The organism is Parabacteroides sp. AF21-43 (assembly GCF_003635435.1).
Lineage (GTDB): Bacteria > Bacteroidota > Bacteroidia > Bacteroidales > Tannerellaceae > Parabacteroides > Parabacteroides distasonis.
Map to the genome: position 1 here is coordinate 1 of NZ_QTMG01000005.1, position 14,563 is coordinate 14,563.

Sequence of the window (14,563 nt, forward strand, 5' to 3'; positions counted from 1 at the left end):
CTGTGAAGTAAATTTAGGCATAGTCACAGCAACATTTGGCTACATCATATAATGTATTTAGTGTATCCAAATCAGATATACTGCGTTGGCGATGTTAGTATATATTACTTGGCAAAGTCAGTACTACTGCGTTTGCCGACTAATAAATGACCGATTGCCATACACTTCCGTTAAAATAAATAAAAAAGGAAAAAGAGCTTACGTATCCCTTGCCCCAGAGTTGTCTCATATATAAAACACCGACAAATTTGTATTAACAATAAAGCTATACGTACATGAAAATAACAATCGTATCGTTCGTAATGACAGCTGCTTTCGGTTTAATCGCCTGTGATAACACGAAGCATAACACATTGACCGAACAAGAGAAAGCGGAAGGTTGGGAACTTCTATTCGATGGGGAAACCTTGGATGGCTGGCGGGATTATAACGGAACCGCCTTGACCGGACCTTGGGAAGTTGTAAACGGAACCATCCAAGCGGACGGGCAAGGTAGCGATGCCAGCGGATACATCGTCACCGACAAGGCTTATGAGAATTTTGAGCTTTCGTGGGACTGGAAAATCTCGAAAGGAGGAAATAGCGGTTTATTATATCATGTGGTAGAACGTCCTCAATTCCCGGTTCCCTACGTTACCGGCCCCGAGTATCAATTGATTGATGATATCAATTTCGCGGAGCCATTGGAAGATTGGCAACGTTGCGGAGTGGATTACGCGATGTATTTACCGGACTTCAACACGATAAAAGTACATCCGGCCGGCGAATGGAACAACTCTAAGATTATTTTTGACAACGGACATGTCACCTACTTTATGAACGGGCACAAAACCGTAGAGTTCGATGCATGGTCTGATGATTGGTTCTCCCGTAAGAACAGCGGTAAATGGGCGAACGCTCCTGAATACGGATTAGCGCATAAAGGCTTGATTTGTTTGCAAGACCACGGTTATCCCGCATGGTTCCGTAATATCAAGATCAAGGAACTTCCCCGCAAGACACGAGAGGCTCGTTTATTCAACGGCGAGGACATTACGAACTGGGATAAATACGGCACAGAATTATGGTATGTAAAAGATGGTTTATTAATATGCGAAAGTGGCCCGGATAAACAATACGGCTATCTAGCCACCCGGGAATATTACGACGATTTTGACCTTTCCGTGGAATTTAAACAGGAAGCGGATGGTAATTCTGGCGTATTTATTCGTTCCTTTGTAGAAGAAAAAGATGTAAAGGTAAACGGCTGGCAAGTGGAAGTCGCCCCCAAAGGCTTTGACACGGGCGGTATCTACGAATCCTACGGACGAGGATGGTTGATACAGATCCCGGACGAGAAGGAGAACATCCTAAAACAAGGAGAGTGGAACACGATGCGTATCCGGGTACAAGGAGATAATGTACAGACTTGGCTCAACGGAGAGGAGATGGTAAACATCCGGGATGAAAAGATCGGAGCCGGTCAAGGGCGCATCGCATTACAAATACATGATGGTGGCGGCATCAAGGTTCTTTGGCGCAACCTTCATTTACAAACATTATAGAATTATCGTTTTCTTAAAATTTAATAGTTATGAAAAACATTTCGAGAAGAAGTTTCCTCAAGACCGGAGCCGTAGCGGCAGCCGGACTAACGATCGTTCCGGGTTCCGTGCTCGGTAAATCCTTTGGCTATACAGCTCCTAGTGACAAACTGAATATCGCGGGTATCGGTGTCGGCGGTATGGGACGTCGTAACCTCGCCAACATGAACACGGAGAATATCGTAGCTTTATGCGATGTAGATTGGCACTATGCGGACAAGACCTTCAAGGACTATCCGAAGGCTAAACGCTTTAAAGACTGGCGTGTCATGTTCGATGAGATGGGTAAGTCCATCGACGCGATTATGGTAGCCACCCCAGACCATACACATGCCGGCGTGACCGCCCACGCAATCACGCTAGGCAAGCATTGCTATACGCAAAAACCGCTTACCCACTCCGTTTACGAATCGCGTTTGCTTACCAAACTGGCGAAGAAATATAAGGTAGCCACCCAAATGGGTAACCAAGGTAACTCATTCGACTGGTGCCGGCAGATCGCGGAGTGGATACAGTCTGGCGTAATCGGCGATGTATATGAGGTACATTGTTGGACAGACCGCCCCATCTGGCCCCAAGGCTTGATGAAGCCGAACGATACCCCGAAGTGCCCGAAGACACTGGATTGGGATTTATGGATCGGCCCGGCTCAAAAGCGGCCTTATAATCCGGTCTATACCCCTTGGAACTGGCGTGGATGGTGGGACTTCGGAACCGGGGCCTTGGGCGATATGGCTTGCCATATCATGGACCCGTTGTATTGGGCACTCGACTTAAAATATCCGACCAGCGTAATCGGCAGCTCGACTTTGAGTAATCTGTACTCCCCTCCTCACGCACAGATCGTAACGTATACATTCCCCGCACGTCCGCCCAAAGGAAATGTCAAGATGCCGGAAGTAAAAGTCTATTGGTACGATGGTGGCTTGATGCCTCCCCGTCCGGAAGAATTGAAAGACGGGCAGATGATGGGCGACGAGAACGGCGGTATCATCTTCATCGGAACGAAAGGAAAGATCATGACAGGCTGTTACGGAATGAACCCGACCTTATTACCGGTTTCCGACATGGAACATTTCAACCAGCCCAAACCGACGATCCCGAGAGTGAAAGGTGGCAATGGAGACATATGGTCTACCAACGCCCATGAGCAAGACTGGATCCGTGCATGTAAGGAATCCCCGGAAAATCGTACGGAAGCCTCATCCAACTTCCAGTTCTCCGGTCCGTTCAACGAGATGGTCGTGATGGGAGTCTTGGCCGTTCGCCTCTCCGGACTGCAAGGTTTGCATCGTGAGTTGCAATGGGATGGAGAGAATATGCGGTTTACGAACATCTCCCCGAACGATAAGATCAAGATCGTCACGGTGGATGATTTCAAGGTAATTGACGGAGATCCGCGTTTCGACCGTCGCTTCGCCGAGTTTAACGCCGCAGAGATGGCCAACGAATGGATCAAGCATACGTATAACAACGGTTTCTCTCTGCCGGATATGCCAAGATAAACCTTTTAATAACAACCGAATATGATAAGACATATCTATAAAATAATGATAGCGATCGTTTGCTGCCTATTGGCTATTCCAACCGAAGCGCAAACGAAGGCCGAGAAGAACGGATGGCGTCTAGGGATGCAATCCTATAGTTTCCACCTGTTCCCTTTGACGGAAGCTCTCGATAAGACACAAGAACTGGGATTGAAATACATCGAGATTTATCCCGGCCATAAGCTCGGTGGTAAATGGGGAGATAAAGTATTCGATTTTAACCTCGATGCACAAACTCAGAAAGAGATCAAGGAGCTTGCGGCATCCAAAGGTATCAAGATCGTAGGAACCGGGGTGTATGTAGCCGAAAAGTCGTCCGATTGGGAAAAGATGTTCAAATTCGCGAAAGCGATGGACCTAGAGTTCATTACTTGCGAACCGGCTTTAAGCGATTGGGACCTGGTAGAAAAATTGTCCAAGCAATACAACATTAAGATCTCCGTCCATAATCACCCGCAGCCTTCCGAGTATTGGAAACCGGAGAACTTGTTGAAAGCCATTTCCGGACGCAGCCACTTGCTAGGTTCTTGTTCAGATGTGGGGCATTGGCGTCGGGAGGGGCTAAACCAGATTGATTGCTTAAAGCAACTCAAAGGTCGAATCATCTCTTTGCATTTCAAGGATATCGCCCCGAAAAAAGCAGGAGAGAATGAGCAGCACGACGTGATCTGGGGCACAGGCATCCTAGATGTAAAGGAAATGTTGAAAGAACTCAAATCCCAGAATTTCAAGGGAGTATTCTCTATCGAGTATGAATACAACTGGGAAAACTCAGTACCGGATATTAAAGAATGTATCCAATATTTCAATAAAACCGCAAACGAAATCTTATAATAGGGTCAGCATTAATTGACAGGCAGTAAGCGTATAGGCCCAAGGAATGTTCTCCTTGCCTATACGCTCCACCTTTCTAATAATACACGGGAATAAAATGGCATCTGACAACAAAATAATCGAATTGATCAAACAAGGAGATATAGCCGCCTTTAATACCCTGTTCAAGTCTGTTTATCTCCAACTTTATATACATTGCCGAAAATTTATCCCCGACCCGGAAGACGCAAAAGACATCTTACAAAACGTCTTCCTCCGCTTCTGGGAAAAGCGTGAGAACATCGATATTCACACGTCTTTAAACGCTTATTTATACAGGGCTATACAGAACGAATGCCTCAATTACCTTCGTTCTACCGGAACTCCCTATCTGATTAGCCATAATTAATAAATTTAAGATTAATAATAAGATCTAACAATGTTACGTTTTTATCCGTATTACACTAAAAATCATCCATTTCTCATAAGCAAGACTGTTTTTAAGATTAATAATTCAATGATTTATTATTTGATTACTATAGTATCTTTCAGTATTTGATAGCGAATGCCCGTATTCGTCTTTATCACATTGAGAATCTCCGATAAATCTTCGTTGTTACGGAAACTTCCGCTAAACCTTAATTTTTTTATCCCTTGATTTTCATAACGAAACACAACGTTATAGTTCCTTTCCAACAACTTTGTTATATCTTGCAGATACATCATTTCAAAAGACAAGAAACCTCCTCTCCATTGAGCGAATAGTTTCTTATCGTAAGGCACTACTTCTATCTTATTTCTACTTTTATCATAAACCGCCACTTGGTTAGGCTCAAGTAAGACCTCTTGTTTAGTCAACGTAGGTTGTACGGCGACCTTGCCATTGAACAAGGTTGTGGTTAGTTGCGAGTCTTCCATATAAGCGGAAACATTAAAGGCCGTACCAATCGCTTTCACATCGATACCGTTTGCCTTTACAACAAATGGTAAGTCTTTATTCTTTGCGACTTCAAAATAAGCTTCTCCATCCAAATAAATGCTACGATTGGAATGGCCGTAGTTCTCCGCATATTCTAGAGTTGTACAAGAGTTAAGCCAAACCTTCGTACCATCCGGTAATTGCAAATAGCTCTTCTCTCCTTTGCTCGTTACTAATTTATAATTTCCAACTGTCGATAAGTTCTCTTGATTCGTAAGATACAACGTTGATAGTGAAATACCTATGCCCAAAACCACGGCAGCGGCATATTTCATGTATTGAAGGAATAGCCCTCTTGTTTTCATTTTGGAAATAGTTTTTTTCTCTATGGATGAAAACAAACGCTCCCACTCCCTATCAACATCTACTTCGTCTTTGAGACTTTCCGCAATTATATTTTTTATATATTCTTTCATTGTTTTTTCTCGATTCTATATGTATGACACTTCAAAACGATGTGCTACTTACAAGATTGATAGATTTTTGTATTATATTTTTTCAAGAAACCAGATAGTCTTTCAATCTACTTTTCAAAATCTTAAGGGCTCTATATATCTGTGTTTCCACTGTACGGACGGAGATAGCCAATTTATCTGCGATCTCTTGGTTCTTGAGTCCATTTATACGACTCAATTTAAAAATGGATTTACATTGATCTGGTAATTCCTCTATCGTATTTTCCGTGATTCGTTCTATTTCAAAAATACTAAGTATCGAATAAGGATCATTATCTTCCACAGCCTCTTGTTTATCCATCTCTGATATTTCATATCGGGGAATGTCAATGGTTCCGGTAGAACTAATTACAGAACCCTGAAAAAATCATTATTTTTAGGTTTGTGCTTAACCTTTTTCCAGCCGTACACAGTAGCGGCATCAGCACAAATTATATCCTTAAATATCACAAAAGGAACTATCACTGAAGTTTTTAAGGCGATTGAAGACCAAAGTGAATATAAATTCTTTTATAATGACAATCAAATCAATTTGAATAAACGGGTTGATGTCAATATCCATGAAGAATCCATAGAACAAGTATTAAACAATGTCTTTAGAGGTACGGATATTACGTATAAGATCGTCAAGAATCACGTAGTACTTACCAACAAGACCATGAAAGATACGGAGTTGCCATCCACCAACCAAAATCGCAAACGGCTAACCGGACAAGTAGTAGGACAAGATGGGGAGCCTCTGATCGGAGTAAACGTTGTAGTGAAAGGTACGACAATCGGATCTATGACCGATATGGACGGAAACTACATTCTAGAGAATGTTCCCTCCAACGCTACCGTTGAATTCTCGTACATCGGCTATCTCCAACAAAGTATCAACATAGGCAATAAAAGTAACCTCAACGTCACTTTAGCGGAAGACACTCAAAAGTTGGATGAGGTAGTAGTTGTTGGTTACGGTTCCTTCAAGAAAAGAGATTTAACCGGAGCTGTTTCTCAAGTAAAAGGAGATGAGATCTCGAACCTACCGCTTCGCAGCGCTGCCGACGCCTTGCAAGGAAAAGCAGCCGGTGTAACCATAACATCTAGTTCCGGTAGCCCAGGTTCACTCGGTAATGTCCGTATCCGTGGTGTCGGTACTATCAATAATAATGATCCGTTGTATGTAGTAGATGGTCTACCTCAAGGTGATATCGGTTGGTTAAATGCCCGTGATATCGAGAGCATAGAGGTATTGAAAGACGCTTCCGCACAAGCGATCTATGGTGCCCGTGCTGCCAACGGTGTGATCCTAGTGTCCACAAAGCGAGGAGCTTCCGGCGAGAGTTACCGAAGCAACATCGAGTTTGATATGAACATTGGTTTCCAAGATGTAGTGAAAACGTATGACATGCTAGACGCCGAAGGTTTCATGGAATATAAGAACCGGGCTTACGCCGCATCCGGGAAAGCCTTGATCGATGATTTCGCCACATCAGAGAAGCGAGAGCAGATCCTTACTTTCCTAGGGAAAAACGGAGGACGATCCGGTACGGATTGGTGGAAAGAGAGTACCCGTAAACCCAAGGAAGCTATCAGTCAGAATTACAACCTAGCTTTCTCTGGAGGTATGAAGAAACTCAGATACCGTGCTAGCTTTGGCTATATGGATCAACAAGGAATCTTGAAAGGTTCCGACTATGAACGCCTCTCCGGTCGATTGAACGTAGACTCTGAGGTAACCAAGTGGTTGAACCTCTCCGCAAATGTGAACGTCACGTACGAATCCAGGCGCAACCTAGATGAGAATAACTCTTACACAGCAACCGTGTTCAGTACCCTTGCGGCAGACCCAATCACTCCGGTATATCGCGACAACCTAGTGGATATCCCAGATTTCTTGCAAAACCGGATTATGGGTGGTTATGAGCCGACCAATCCTTGGTCTCGCTATACAGGCGTGATTTACTCAAACAAACCGAACACGGTTGGACAGGTAGACCGCTCCGCATTAAATCAATGGCACGGGATCGCCACGAAAAGTAATATCTCCGGCGAAGTCAAGTTGTTACCCTTCTTAACCTTCAAATCCAGTATCGCTCTTGACTTAGTCCGTAACCAAAGCGACTCTTTCCGTCCTTCTTACTATCTGGATGGAGATGAGTACTCCACTTATGCGGGCGCCAGTCGGAGCGTAGCGAATAAAGATTACTGGGTATTCGACAATTACCTAACTTACAATCAAAAATTCGACAAACATGCGGTAACAGCCATGGTCGGTACCTCCGCGGAGAAAGAACGCTACGAAGAGATCTACGCCTATAAAGAAGGACAGGTCAACAACAACCCGAACCAGCAGATCATCAACGCCGGTACCATGAATCCCGCCGCATCAGGCTACTACGCCACAAGTACGCTGAATTCTTATTTCGGTCGTGTATTTTATTCCTTTGACAACCGTTATATGATCACAGCCAATATCCGTTGGGATGGATCCTCTAAATTTGCGGATGGTAATCGCTGGGGTTGCTTCCCCTCCGTATCCGCCGGTTGGAATTTCTCGGAAGAGAGCTTCATGAATAACCTTGAGTGGCTGTCACAAGGTAAGTTAAGAGCAGCTTGGGGTGAGATCGGTAACCAGACTATCTCCTCCGGAGCCTATATGAATACATTCGGAAATGGTAGCTACTACCTCTTCGGTAATCCGTATCAGACGAACTTGTATGCCGGACGTACGCAGGTGGGTAATCCGGATCTGAAATGGGAGACTACTCGCCAACTGGACTTCGGATTGGATTTGGCCTTTTTCCAAGGTTCCTTGAGAGCAACCTTCGACTACTTTGACCGTCAGACAAGTGATATGTTGGTGCAAGTACCCGTGCCCAGTTCACTAGGATTCCCCAACACGCCGTGGATGAATGCCGGTAGCGTAAGCAATAAAGGTTTTGAAGTAACGCTAGGATACGACGGTAAGATCGGGAACGACTTCCAATATCATATCAACGGAAACGTATCCACCTATAAAAATAAGGTAAAAAGCCTAGGCAGTGGAGCGAATATTCCGGGTAAAGGCATCCATCTAGGATACTTCTCCTATACGATGACAGAGCCAGGACAACCGATCGGTTATTTCTACGGATATAAAACCGATGGTGTCTTCCAGACCCAAGAAGAGATCGACAACTACAAGAACAACGGTCAAATGGTAATGCCAAACGCAAAGCCGGGCGACTTAAAGTTCCAAGATTTAAACAAAGATGGTAAACTAGACGACGAAGACCGCACGATGACAGGAAATCCTCATCCAGACTTCACCTTTGGTTTGACCTTAGGCGCAGAATGGAAAGGATTCGACATTTCCGCCTTCTTCCAAGGATCAGTCGGCAACGACATCTTAAACATATTGAAATATGACATCTATTCAGGTACCGGTTGGTACAATGCTCCGAAAGATATATTAACAACCTACTGGAACGGACCAGGTAGTACAAACGAGAACTTCGCAATCGATGCGGATAGCCGCATGAACTTGGAAATGTCCGATTGGTATGTGGAAAACGGTTCTTATGTTCGTTTGAAGAACCTGACAATCGGTTATACGCTTCCGTCCGAATGGACTAAGAAGATCACGATCAACAACCTTCGTTTCTTTGTTGCCGCACAGAACTTATTCACGATCACCGGTTATTCCGGACTAGATCCTGAGATCGGAGAGATCAATAACTCGCCTCTTTACAAAGGCTGTGATATGGGATTCTATCCGCAACCGCGTACATTCATGTTCGGTCTTAGTTTGAAATTATAATCTTAAAATGAATTATTATGAAATCTATAGTTAACATAGGGAAATTACTTGTATCGATCGCATGCGTCGGTGCCCTTACGACAAGCTGTAACAGCGACTTTCTAGACCGCCCGCCATTGGGAACATTGGATGAGGTAACTTATCTGAGTACCAAGGATGCCGGCTACAAACTTTTGGTCAATTGCTATCAGCCCTTACAGGATAGCTGGAACTATCAGGACATGAAATTTGTCTTGGGAGATCAATTGAGCGACGACTGCTCCAAAGGCGGCTCTGATGCAGGAGACCGCGTTCGTATCACGGAAATCGCCCGCGGAACACCAATGGCGACTAATCAAGTCTTGTCCGACCTTTGGACTCATCGCTACCAAACAGCGATCTCAGCCTGCAACGTATTCCTATCGCTAATCACACCTGAATCAGAATTGATCGATGATGCCGGAGGCTTGGTCAGCACAGAAACCAAACAGCGATGGATCGCAGAGGCTCAATTCATGCGTGCGTTCTATTACTACGACCTAGCTACAATCTTCCAGAATATTCCACTACTTGACAAGCCCCTGGAAGTCGTCGACAAAAGTACGATCACGAAATCCAGCAAGGAGGAGGTCATGAACTTTATCCTGAAAGACCTGAACACCGCAATTGCCGAACCTAATCTACCTAATGCAAAAAGCCTTCCAACCAGCGAGATTGGACGAATCACCAAAGAGGCCGCCATGGCTTTCCGTGCTAGGGTATTGATGTTCTACGGCAACTACGGAGAGGCTCTGAAAGACCTGAAGGCAGTTGTCGAATCCGGAAGCTATGAATTAGTAGATGACTACGAGAAGCTATTCAATAACGCCACAGAGGGCTATATGTCAAAAGAGTCCGTCTTCATCACCCTGCGCTCTTACATTCCTAGCTACACTAGCGGTAGCGTTTGTCCACAAATGAATGTCGGTCGCGGTATTGCCGGCGGATGGGGCGGCGAGTGTCCGACGAAGGATTTGGTAGACGAATATGAGGTAGGCGATCCACGCTTGGTACACACGGTATTGTCATCCGGCGATATATTCGTCAAGAACGATGGTTCCGAAGAGGTACACGACTATTCCGGCTACGACAATTTCCCACAGCAACACAGCCGCAAGCAGTATCCAGACTTCTCCAGACGGCCACTAAACGATTTATTGAACACGGATTGGACCCACTATCACATCCGCTATGCCGATGTATTGCTGATGTACGCTGAATGCCTGATCGAGACGGGTGGCGACAAACAACTGGCGGCGGACCTGATCAACCAAGTACGTTACCGTGCCTTCGTGACAACCTCCTTGACAGATAGCTACGCAAAATACCGTAAGTTCAATCTCAAGGAGAGCGATCGAGTGACCGAGGATACTTTCAACGCTAAGTATAAAGTGAAAGCTTCCGATGATCTGCGTGCCGCCGTTCGCCACGAACGCCGTATCGAACTTGCAGGCGAGGGATTACGCTTCTACGACTTAATTCGCTGGGGCACCTTCGTATCTACGATGCAGAAATTCGGCAAGACTGATGAGGGCAAGTATTCCGGTGCCGGGACACTCGTCACCGATAAGACATACCCCTACCCGATTCCACAAAGCGAGATCGACTATGTAGGAGGCGCATTAACACAGAACGATAATTATTAATCTTCAATTTTTATAACTGTAGCCCCCCGCAGATAGTCCTTCTTGTTGTCTGCGGGGGTTTCTATTCACGAAATACCTTAGAAATCCATGAAACGAATCTTATTTCTCCTAACCATCGCCCTCCTAAATTTGGGAAGTGGCCTATGCAAGACACGACAATCGTTAAGAATCATGAGCTACAACATCCGCATCGGGATCGGTATGGACCAACAGACCAATTTGAAGCGAATCGCTGAAGTGATCAACAAGATCCAGCCGGACTATGTCGGGCTACAAGAGGTGGACAGTGTATGCGAACGCTCTGGATGGATCAACCAATATGCAGAATTGGCACGGTTGACCGGCATGTATCCAATCTTCGCACCCGCCACAGAACGTTCTAAGGGATTATACGGAATCGCCGCACTCTCCCGCAAGAAACCTCGCAGCTACCAATACATACCCCTGCCGGGAAAGGAAGAGCCACGTACCTTCCTTTGTCTCGAATATCCGAACTATACCTTGTGTAACACACATTTCTCGCTCGACCCAGACTCTCGCCTGGCCTCTATACGACTCATCAATGAGACGATGAAAAGCGAAAACAAACCAATCCTGATCACCGGAGACTTCAACATGGAGCCAGACTCTAAGGAATTCAAGGCGATGAAACAAACGTGGAGGCTCTTATCCGACCCTACGTTAGAGACCTACCCCTCGGATCATCCCCGTTTGCGTTTAGATTATATCTTCGGCGACCTAAAGCATGAATTTAGGATTATCAACGACCAAGTGATCGATATCCAGTCGTCCGATCACCTGCCGATCTATATAGACGTGCTATTTTAAGCTTTCTCCCCCGGACATCCTCAGAATCCCGAACAATGCGAATCTAGAAATTCTTAATGTTGTCCGGGATTTTCATGCAATAAGAATACTTCCAATTGGTTTTAAGCAAAATATTTCCTAGTTTTGCGCAATAATATACAGAATTAAAATAAACTGGGATATGAAGAATATAATCATTATAGCTAGTTTACTCCTCGGGATGCCGCTTATGGCACAAACCAAGGTGGTAAAAAAGAACGCCGTAAAAGCCAATAATTTCGGAATCACCTACTCGTTACCCAAGACCTCGCTAGTCGTTGATGCAGAAGTGACGAAAGTAACTTGCAAAGCCGGGCCTTACTATCAATATGCAGAGAAGTATCTAGGCGTAAAGGATGCAGTCACGGAAGACAAGGTTTATTTCGATCTCGGAAAAATCAGTCTGATCAACCGGGGATTACCCGATGCGGATAATACCTATATCGTAGAATTCAAGCAAGGTACGGTCGCCCCTTACGCTTATCTTACCGAAGATGGATTATTATGCTCGATAAACGCAGAATATACGCCTGTTGAATCCGAGCTAGATGCTGTAAAGAAAAATAAAGGTCCTCAGCAAAAAGTGACAGACGCTTCCGTTTTCTCGGAGGAATTACTAATGGCAGGCTCCACCGCCAAACAAGCGGAGGTGGCCGCTAAACAAATTTACCGTATCCGGGAAAGCCGTTTGAACATCTTGACCGGCGAGGCGGATAATTTACCCCCCGATGGTGAAGCCATGAAACTGGTGATCCAGCAATTGGAGGAGCAAGAAAAAGCATTAACAAACCTATTCACCGGAATCTTGACCAAAGAAACCGAGCATTATGAGGTAAGCATTATCCCTCACGACAACCTAGACAAAGAAGTATTGTTCCGTTTCTCCAAGCAGCTAGGTATCGTAGACGCTGACGATTTGGGCGGTACCCCTGTCTATATGAACTTGAAAGCGACAGAAAGAGCTCCGATCCTTGATGCCAAGGAAGCCGAGAAGAAAGACAAATCATTGAAAGGAATCGTCTACAATGTTCCGGGAAAAGCCAGCATAGAAATACTAATGAACAAAAAAACACTCTACAAAGGAGAGGCCCAAATCACTCAATTCGGAACACGGGAAGGATTAGCCCCTGTTATGTTTGAGGATAAGAAAGCCCCTGTCAAGGTTCTTTTCTATCCGGAAACCGGCGCCATAAAGCAAATTATTCAATAAGTATAAACTAATATTATCTAAAACACATGTTACAAGGACAACCTAAAGGTCTCTATGCCCTAGCACTCGCGAACACGGGCGAACGCTTCGGTTATTACACGATGCTTGCGATTTTCACATTATTCTTGCAAGCGAAATTCGGCTATACGGCCGCTGAGACATCAACGATTTTCGCTAGCTTCTTAGCGTTCGTGTATTTTATGCCATTGATTGGCGGTATGATGGCCGATAAGTTCGGTTATGGAAAGATGGTTACCTCGGGTATCATCATCATGTTTGTCGGTTATCTTTTATTAGCCATCCCAACAGATGCCGCCTCGGGAAAAATCATGATGTTCGGCTCGCTAGCGCTAATCGCTTGCGGTACCGGATTATTTAAAGGTAACTTACAAGTGATGGTAGGTAATCTTTATGATGCCCCGGAATATAGAAGTAAACGTGACCAAGCCTTTAGTTTGTTTTATATGGCGATCAATATCGGTGCCATGTACGCACCTACGGCTGCCACTAAAATGACAGACTGGATGTTGGGTAAGTATAACCTTTTCTACGAGTCACAAATTCCGGCACTCGCTCACCAATTCTTAAACGGAACCATCTCCGCAGAGAACAAAGAGGCACTCGCCGCTCTGCAAAGCGCACAAGGTTTCACCGGCGATATGGCTACGTTCTGTTCCACGTATATCGAGAAGTTGTCCGAGGCATACAACTATGGATTCGGCGTAGCTTGTATCTCATTGATCATATCGATGGCTATCTATATGGGATTCCGCTCTACCTTTAAGCATGCGGATGTCAATACCAAACAAGCACAGGCTTCCCACGCTCCGCAAGAGGAATTGTCACCTGCCGAGACGAAACAACGTATCACCGCCTTGCTGCTGGTATTCGCCGTGGTATTGTTCTTCTGGATGGCTTTCCATCAAAATGGTCTGACAATGACGTTCTTTGCTCGCGACTATACGGCCAACCAAGTGACCGGACTGGATCGTATCGGCTTTGATGTGATTAACTTAACATTATTGGTTATCGCCGTGTATGGAGGATTCGCTATCGCACAATCCACAACGAGCAAAGGCAAAACGATCGCCGGCATCGTGACCGTGGCCGCATTAGCCGCTCTAGGTATCAAATATATGGCTATGCCGGAAACCGTAACGATCCTTCCGCAGACCTTCCAGCAATTTAACCCGTTCTTCGTGGTTGTATTGACTCCGGTATCATTGGCGCTCTTTGGTTACCTGGCTAATAAGAAGAAAGAGCCGTCCGCTCCTCGTAAGATCGGATTGGGTATGATGATCGCCGCTTGCGGTTTCTTGATCTTAGCGATCGGTTCTATGGGCTTGCCTACACCGGACGCTTTAGCGGCAGATAGCAAATTGCAGGTATTGGTTTCTCCGAACTGGTTGATCTCGACTTATCTGGTATTGACCTTCGCCGAATTATTGCTTTCTCCGATGGGTATCTCTTTCGTATCCAAAGTGGCTCCTCCTAAATACAAAGGTATGATGATGGGTGGGTGGTTCGTGGCTACGGCTATCGGTAACTATCTGGTCGCTATCATCGGCTATTTGTGGGGAGGCATGCAGTTATGGATGGTATGGAGCGTGTTGATCGTTCTTTGTTTACTGTCCGCGTTGTTCATGTTCTCTATCATGAAGAAACTGGATAAAGTGGCTTGA

The 14,563-nt window shown here is 45.1% G+C and carries 11 protein-coding genes; 9 read left to right on the top strand and 2 right to left on the bottom strand.

Going from position 1 to position 14,563, the window contains the following annotated elements; genetic code table 11:
• Window positions 1-275: 275 nt before the first annotated feature.
• From DWX84_RS05225 to DWX84_RS05240, 4 genes are all read left to right on the top strand, one after another.
• Complete coding sequence (locus DWX84_RS05225) at window positions 276-1,544, top strand: DUF1080 domain-containing protein (RefSeq protein WP_048927652.1); 1,269 nt, start codon at window positions 276-278, stop codon at window positions 1,542-1,544.
• Between the two features lie 29 nt (window positions 1,545-1,573).
• Window positions 1,574-3,088 (top strand): Gfo/Idh/MocA family oxidoreductase, encoded by a 1,515-nt coding sequence (locus DWX84_RS05230; protein WP_005854795.1) that lies wholly within the window; start codon window positions 1,574-1,576, stop codon window positions 3,086-3,088.
• A 21-nt stretch (window positions 3,089-3,109) separates the two neighbouring features.
• Window positions 3,110-3,964, top strand: coding sequence for a sugar phosphate isomerase/epimerase (locus tag DWX84_RS05235; protein WP_048927651.1), 855 nt, complete (start codon window positions 3,110-3,112; stop codon window positions 3,962-3,964).
• A gap of 97 nt (window positions 3,965-4,061) precedes the next feature.
• Window positions 4,062-4,352, top strand: coding sequence for an RNA polymerase sigma factor (locus DWX84_RS05240; protein WP_008778163.1), 291 nt, complete (start codon window positions 4,062-4,064; stop codon window positions 4,350-4,352).
• A gap of 116 nt (window positions 4,353-4,468) precedes the next feature.
• On the opposite strand, the gene DWX84_RS05245 is transcribed toward DWX84_RS05240, so the two are convergent.
• Window positions 4,469-5,338, bottom strand: coding sequence for a FecR family protein (locus tag DWX84_RS05245; protein WP_048927650.1), 870 nt, complete (start codon window positions 5,336-5,338; stop codon window positions 4,469-4,471).
• An 82-nt stretch (window positions 5,339-5,420) separates the two neighbouring features.
• Window positions 5,421-5,678 (bottom strand): sigma-70 family RNA polymerase sigma factor, encoded by a 258-nt coding sequence (locus DWX84_RS05250; RefSeq protein WP_048927704.1) that lies wholly within the window; start codon window positions 5,676-5,678, stop codon window positions 5,421-5,423.
• An 81-nt stretch (window positions 5,679-5,759) separates the two neighbouring features.
• Here DWX84_RS05250 and DWX84_RS05255 point away from each other — a divergent pair, with 81 nt between their 5' ends.
• The 5 genes from DWX84_RS05255 (at window position 5,760) to DWX84_RS05275 (ending at window position 14,563) form a co-directional block, all read left to right on the top strand.
• Window positions 5,760-9,161: a TonB-dependent receptor gene (locus DWX84_RS05255; protein WP_048927649.1), complete on the top strand. Its 3,402-nt coding sequence runs from the start codon at window positions 5,760-5,762 to the stop codon at window positions 9,159-9,161.
• Window positions 9,162-9,178: 17 nt separating this feature from the next.
• Window positions 9,179-10,825 (top strand): RagB/SusD family nutrient uptake outer membrane protein, encoded by a 1,647-nt coding sequence (locus DWX84_RS05260; protein ID WP_121961170.1) that lies wholly within the window; start codon window positions 9,179-9,181, stop codon window positions 10,823-10,825.
• A gap of 87 nt (window positions 10,826-10,912) precedes the next feature.
• Window positions 10,913-11,653 (top strand): endonuclease/exonuclease/phosphatase family protein, encoded by a 741-nt coding sequence (locus tag DWX84_RS05265; RefSeq protein ID WP_121961169.1) that lies wholly within the window; start codon window positions 10,913-10,915, stop codon window positions 11,651-11,653.
• Window positions 11,654-11,813: 160 nt separating this feature from the next.
• Window positions 11,814-12,881, top strand: coding sequence for a DUF4831 family protein (locus DWX84_RS05270; protein WP_008773393.1), 1,068 nt, complete (start codon window positions 11,814-11,816; stop codon window positions 12,879-12,881).
• Between the two features lie 26 nt (window positions 12,882-12,907).
• Window positions 12,908-14,563 (top strand): peptide MFS transporter, encoded by a 1,656-nt coding sequence (locus tag DWX84_RS05275; protein ID WP_005864865.1) that lies wholly within the window; start codon window positions 12,908-12,910, stop codon window positions 14,561-14,563.

What these genes read in the sequence shown, in the direction of transcription:
- DWX84_RS05225 (WP_048927652.1), top strand. Translation starts at nt 276, where the DNA reads ATGAAAATAACAATCGTATCGTTCGTAATGACAGCTGCTTTCGGTTTA.
- DWX84_RS05230 (WP_005854795.1), top strand. Translation starts at nt 1,574, where the DNA reads ATGAAAAACATTTCGAGAAGAAGTTTCCTCAAGACCGGAGCCGTAGCG.
- DWX84_RS05235 (WP_048927651.1), top strand. Translation starts at nt 3,110, where the DNA reads ATGATAAGACATATCTATAAAATAATGATAGCGATCGTTTGCTGCCTA.
- DWX84_RS05240 (WP_008778163.1), top strand. Translation starts at nt 4,062, where the DNA reads ATGGCATCTGACAACAAAATAATCGAATTGATCAAACAAGGAGATATA.
- DWX84_RS05245 (WP_048927650.1), bottom strand. Translation starts at nt 5,338, where the DNA reads ATGAAAGAATATATAAAAAATATAATTGCGGAAAGTCTCAAAGACGAA.
- DWX84_RS05250 (WP_048927704.1), bottom strand. Translation starts at nt 5,678, where the DNA reads ATGGATAAACAAGAGGCTGTGGAAGATAATGATCCTTATTCGATACTT.
- DWX84_RS05260 (WP_121961170.1), top strand. Translation starts at nt 9,179, where the DNA reads ATGAAATCTATAGTTAACATAGGGAAATTACTTGTATCGATCGCATGC.
- DWX84_RS05265 (WP_121961169.1), top strand. Translation starts at nt 10,913, where the DNA reads ATGAAACGAATCTTATTTCTCCTAACCATCGCCCTCCTAAATTTGGGA.
- DWX84_RS05270 (WP_008773393.1), top strand. Translation starts at nt 11,814, where the DNA reads ATGAAGAATATAATCATTATAGCTAGTTTACTCCTCGGGATGCCGCTT.
- DWX84_RS05275 (WP_005864865.1), top strand. Translation starts at nt 12,908, where the DNA reads ATGTTACAAGGACAACCTAAAGGTCTCTATGCCCTAGCACTCGCGAAC.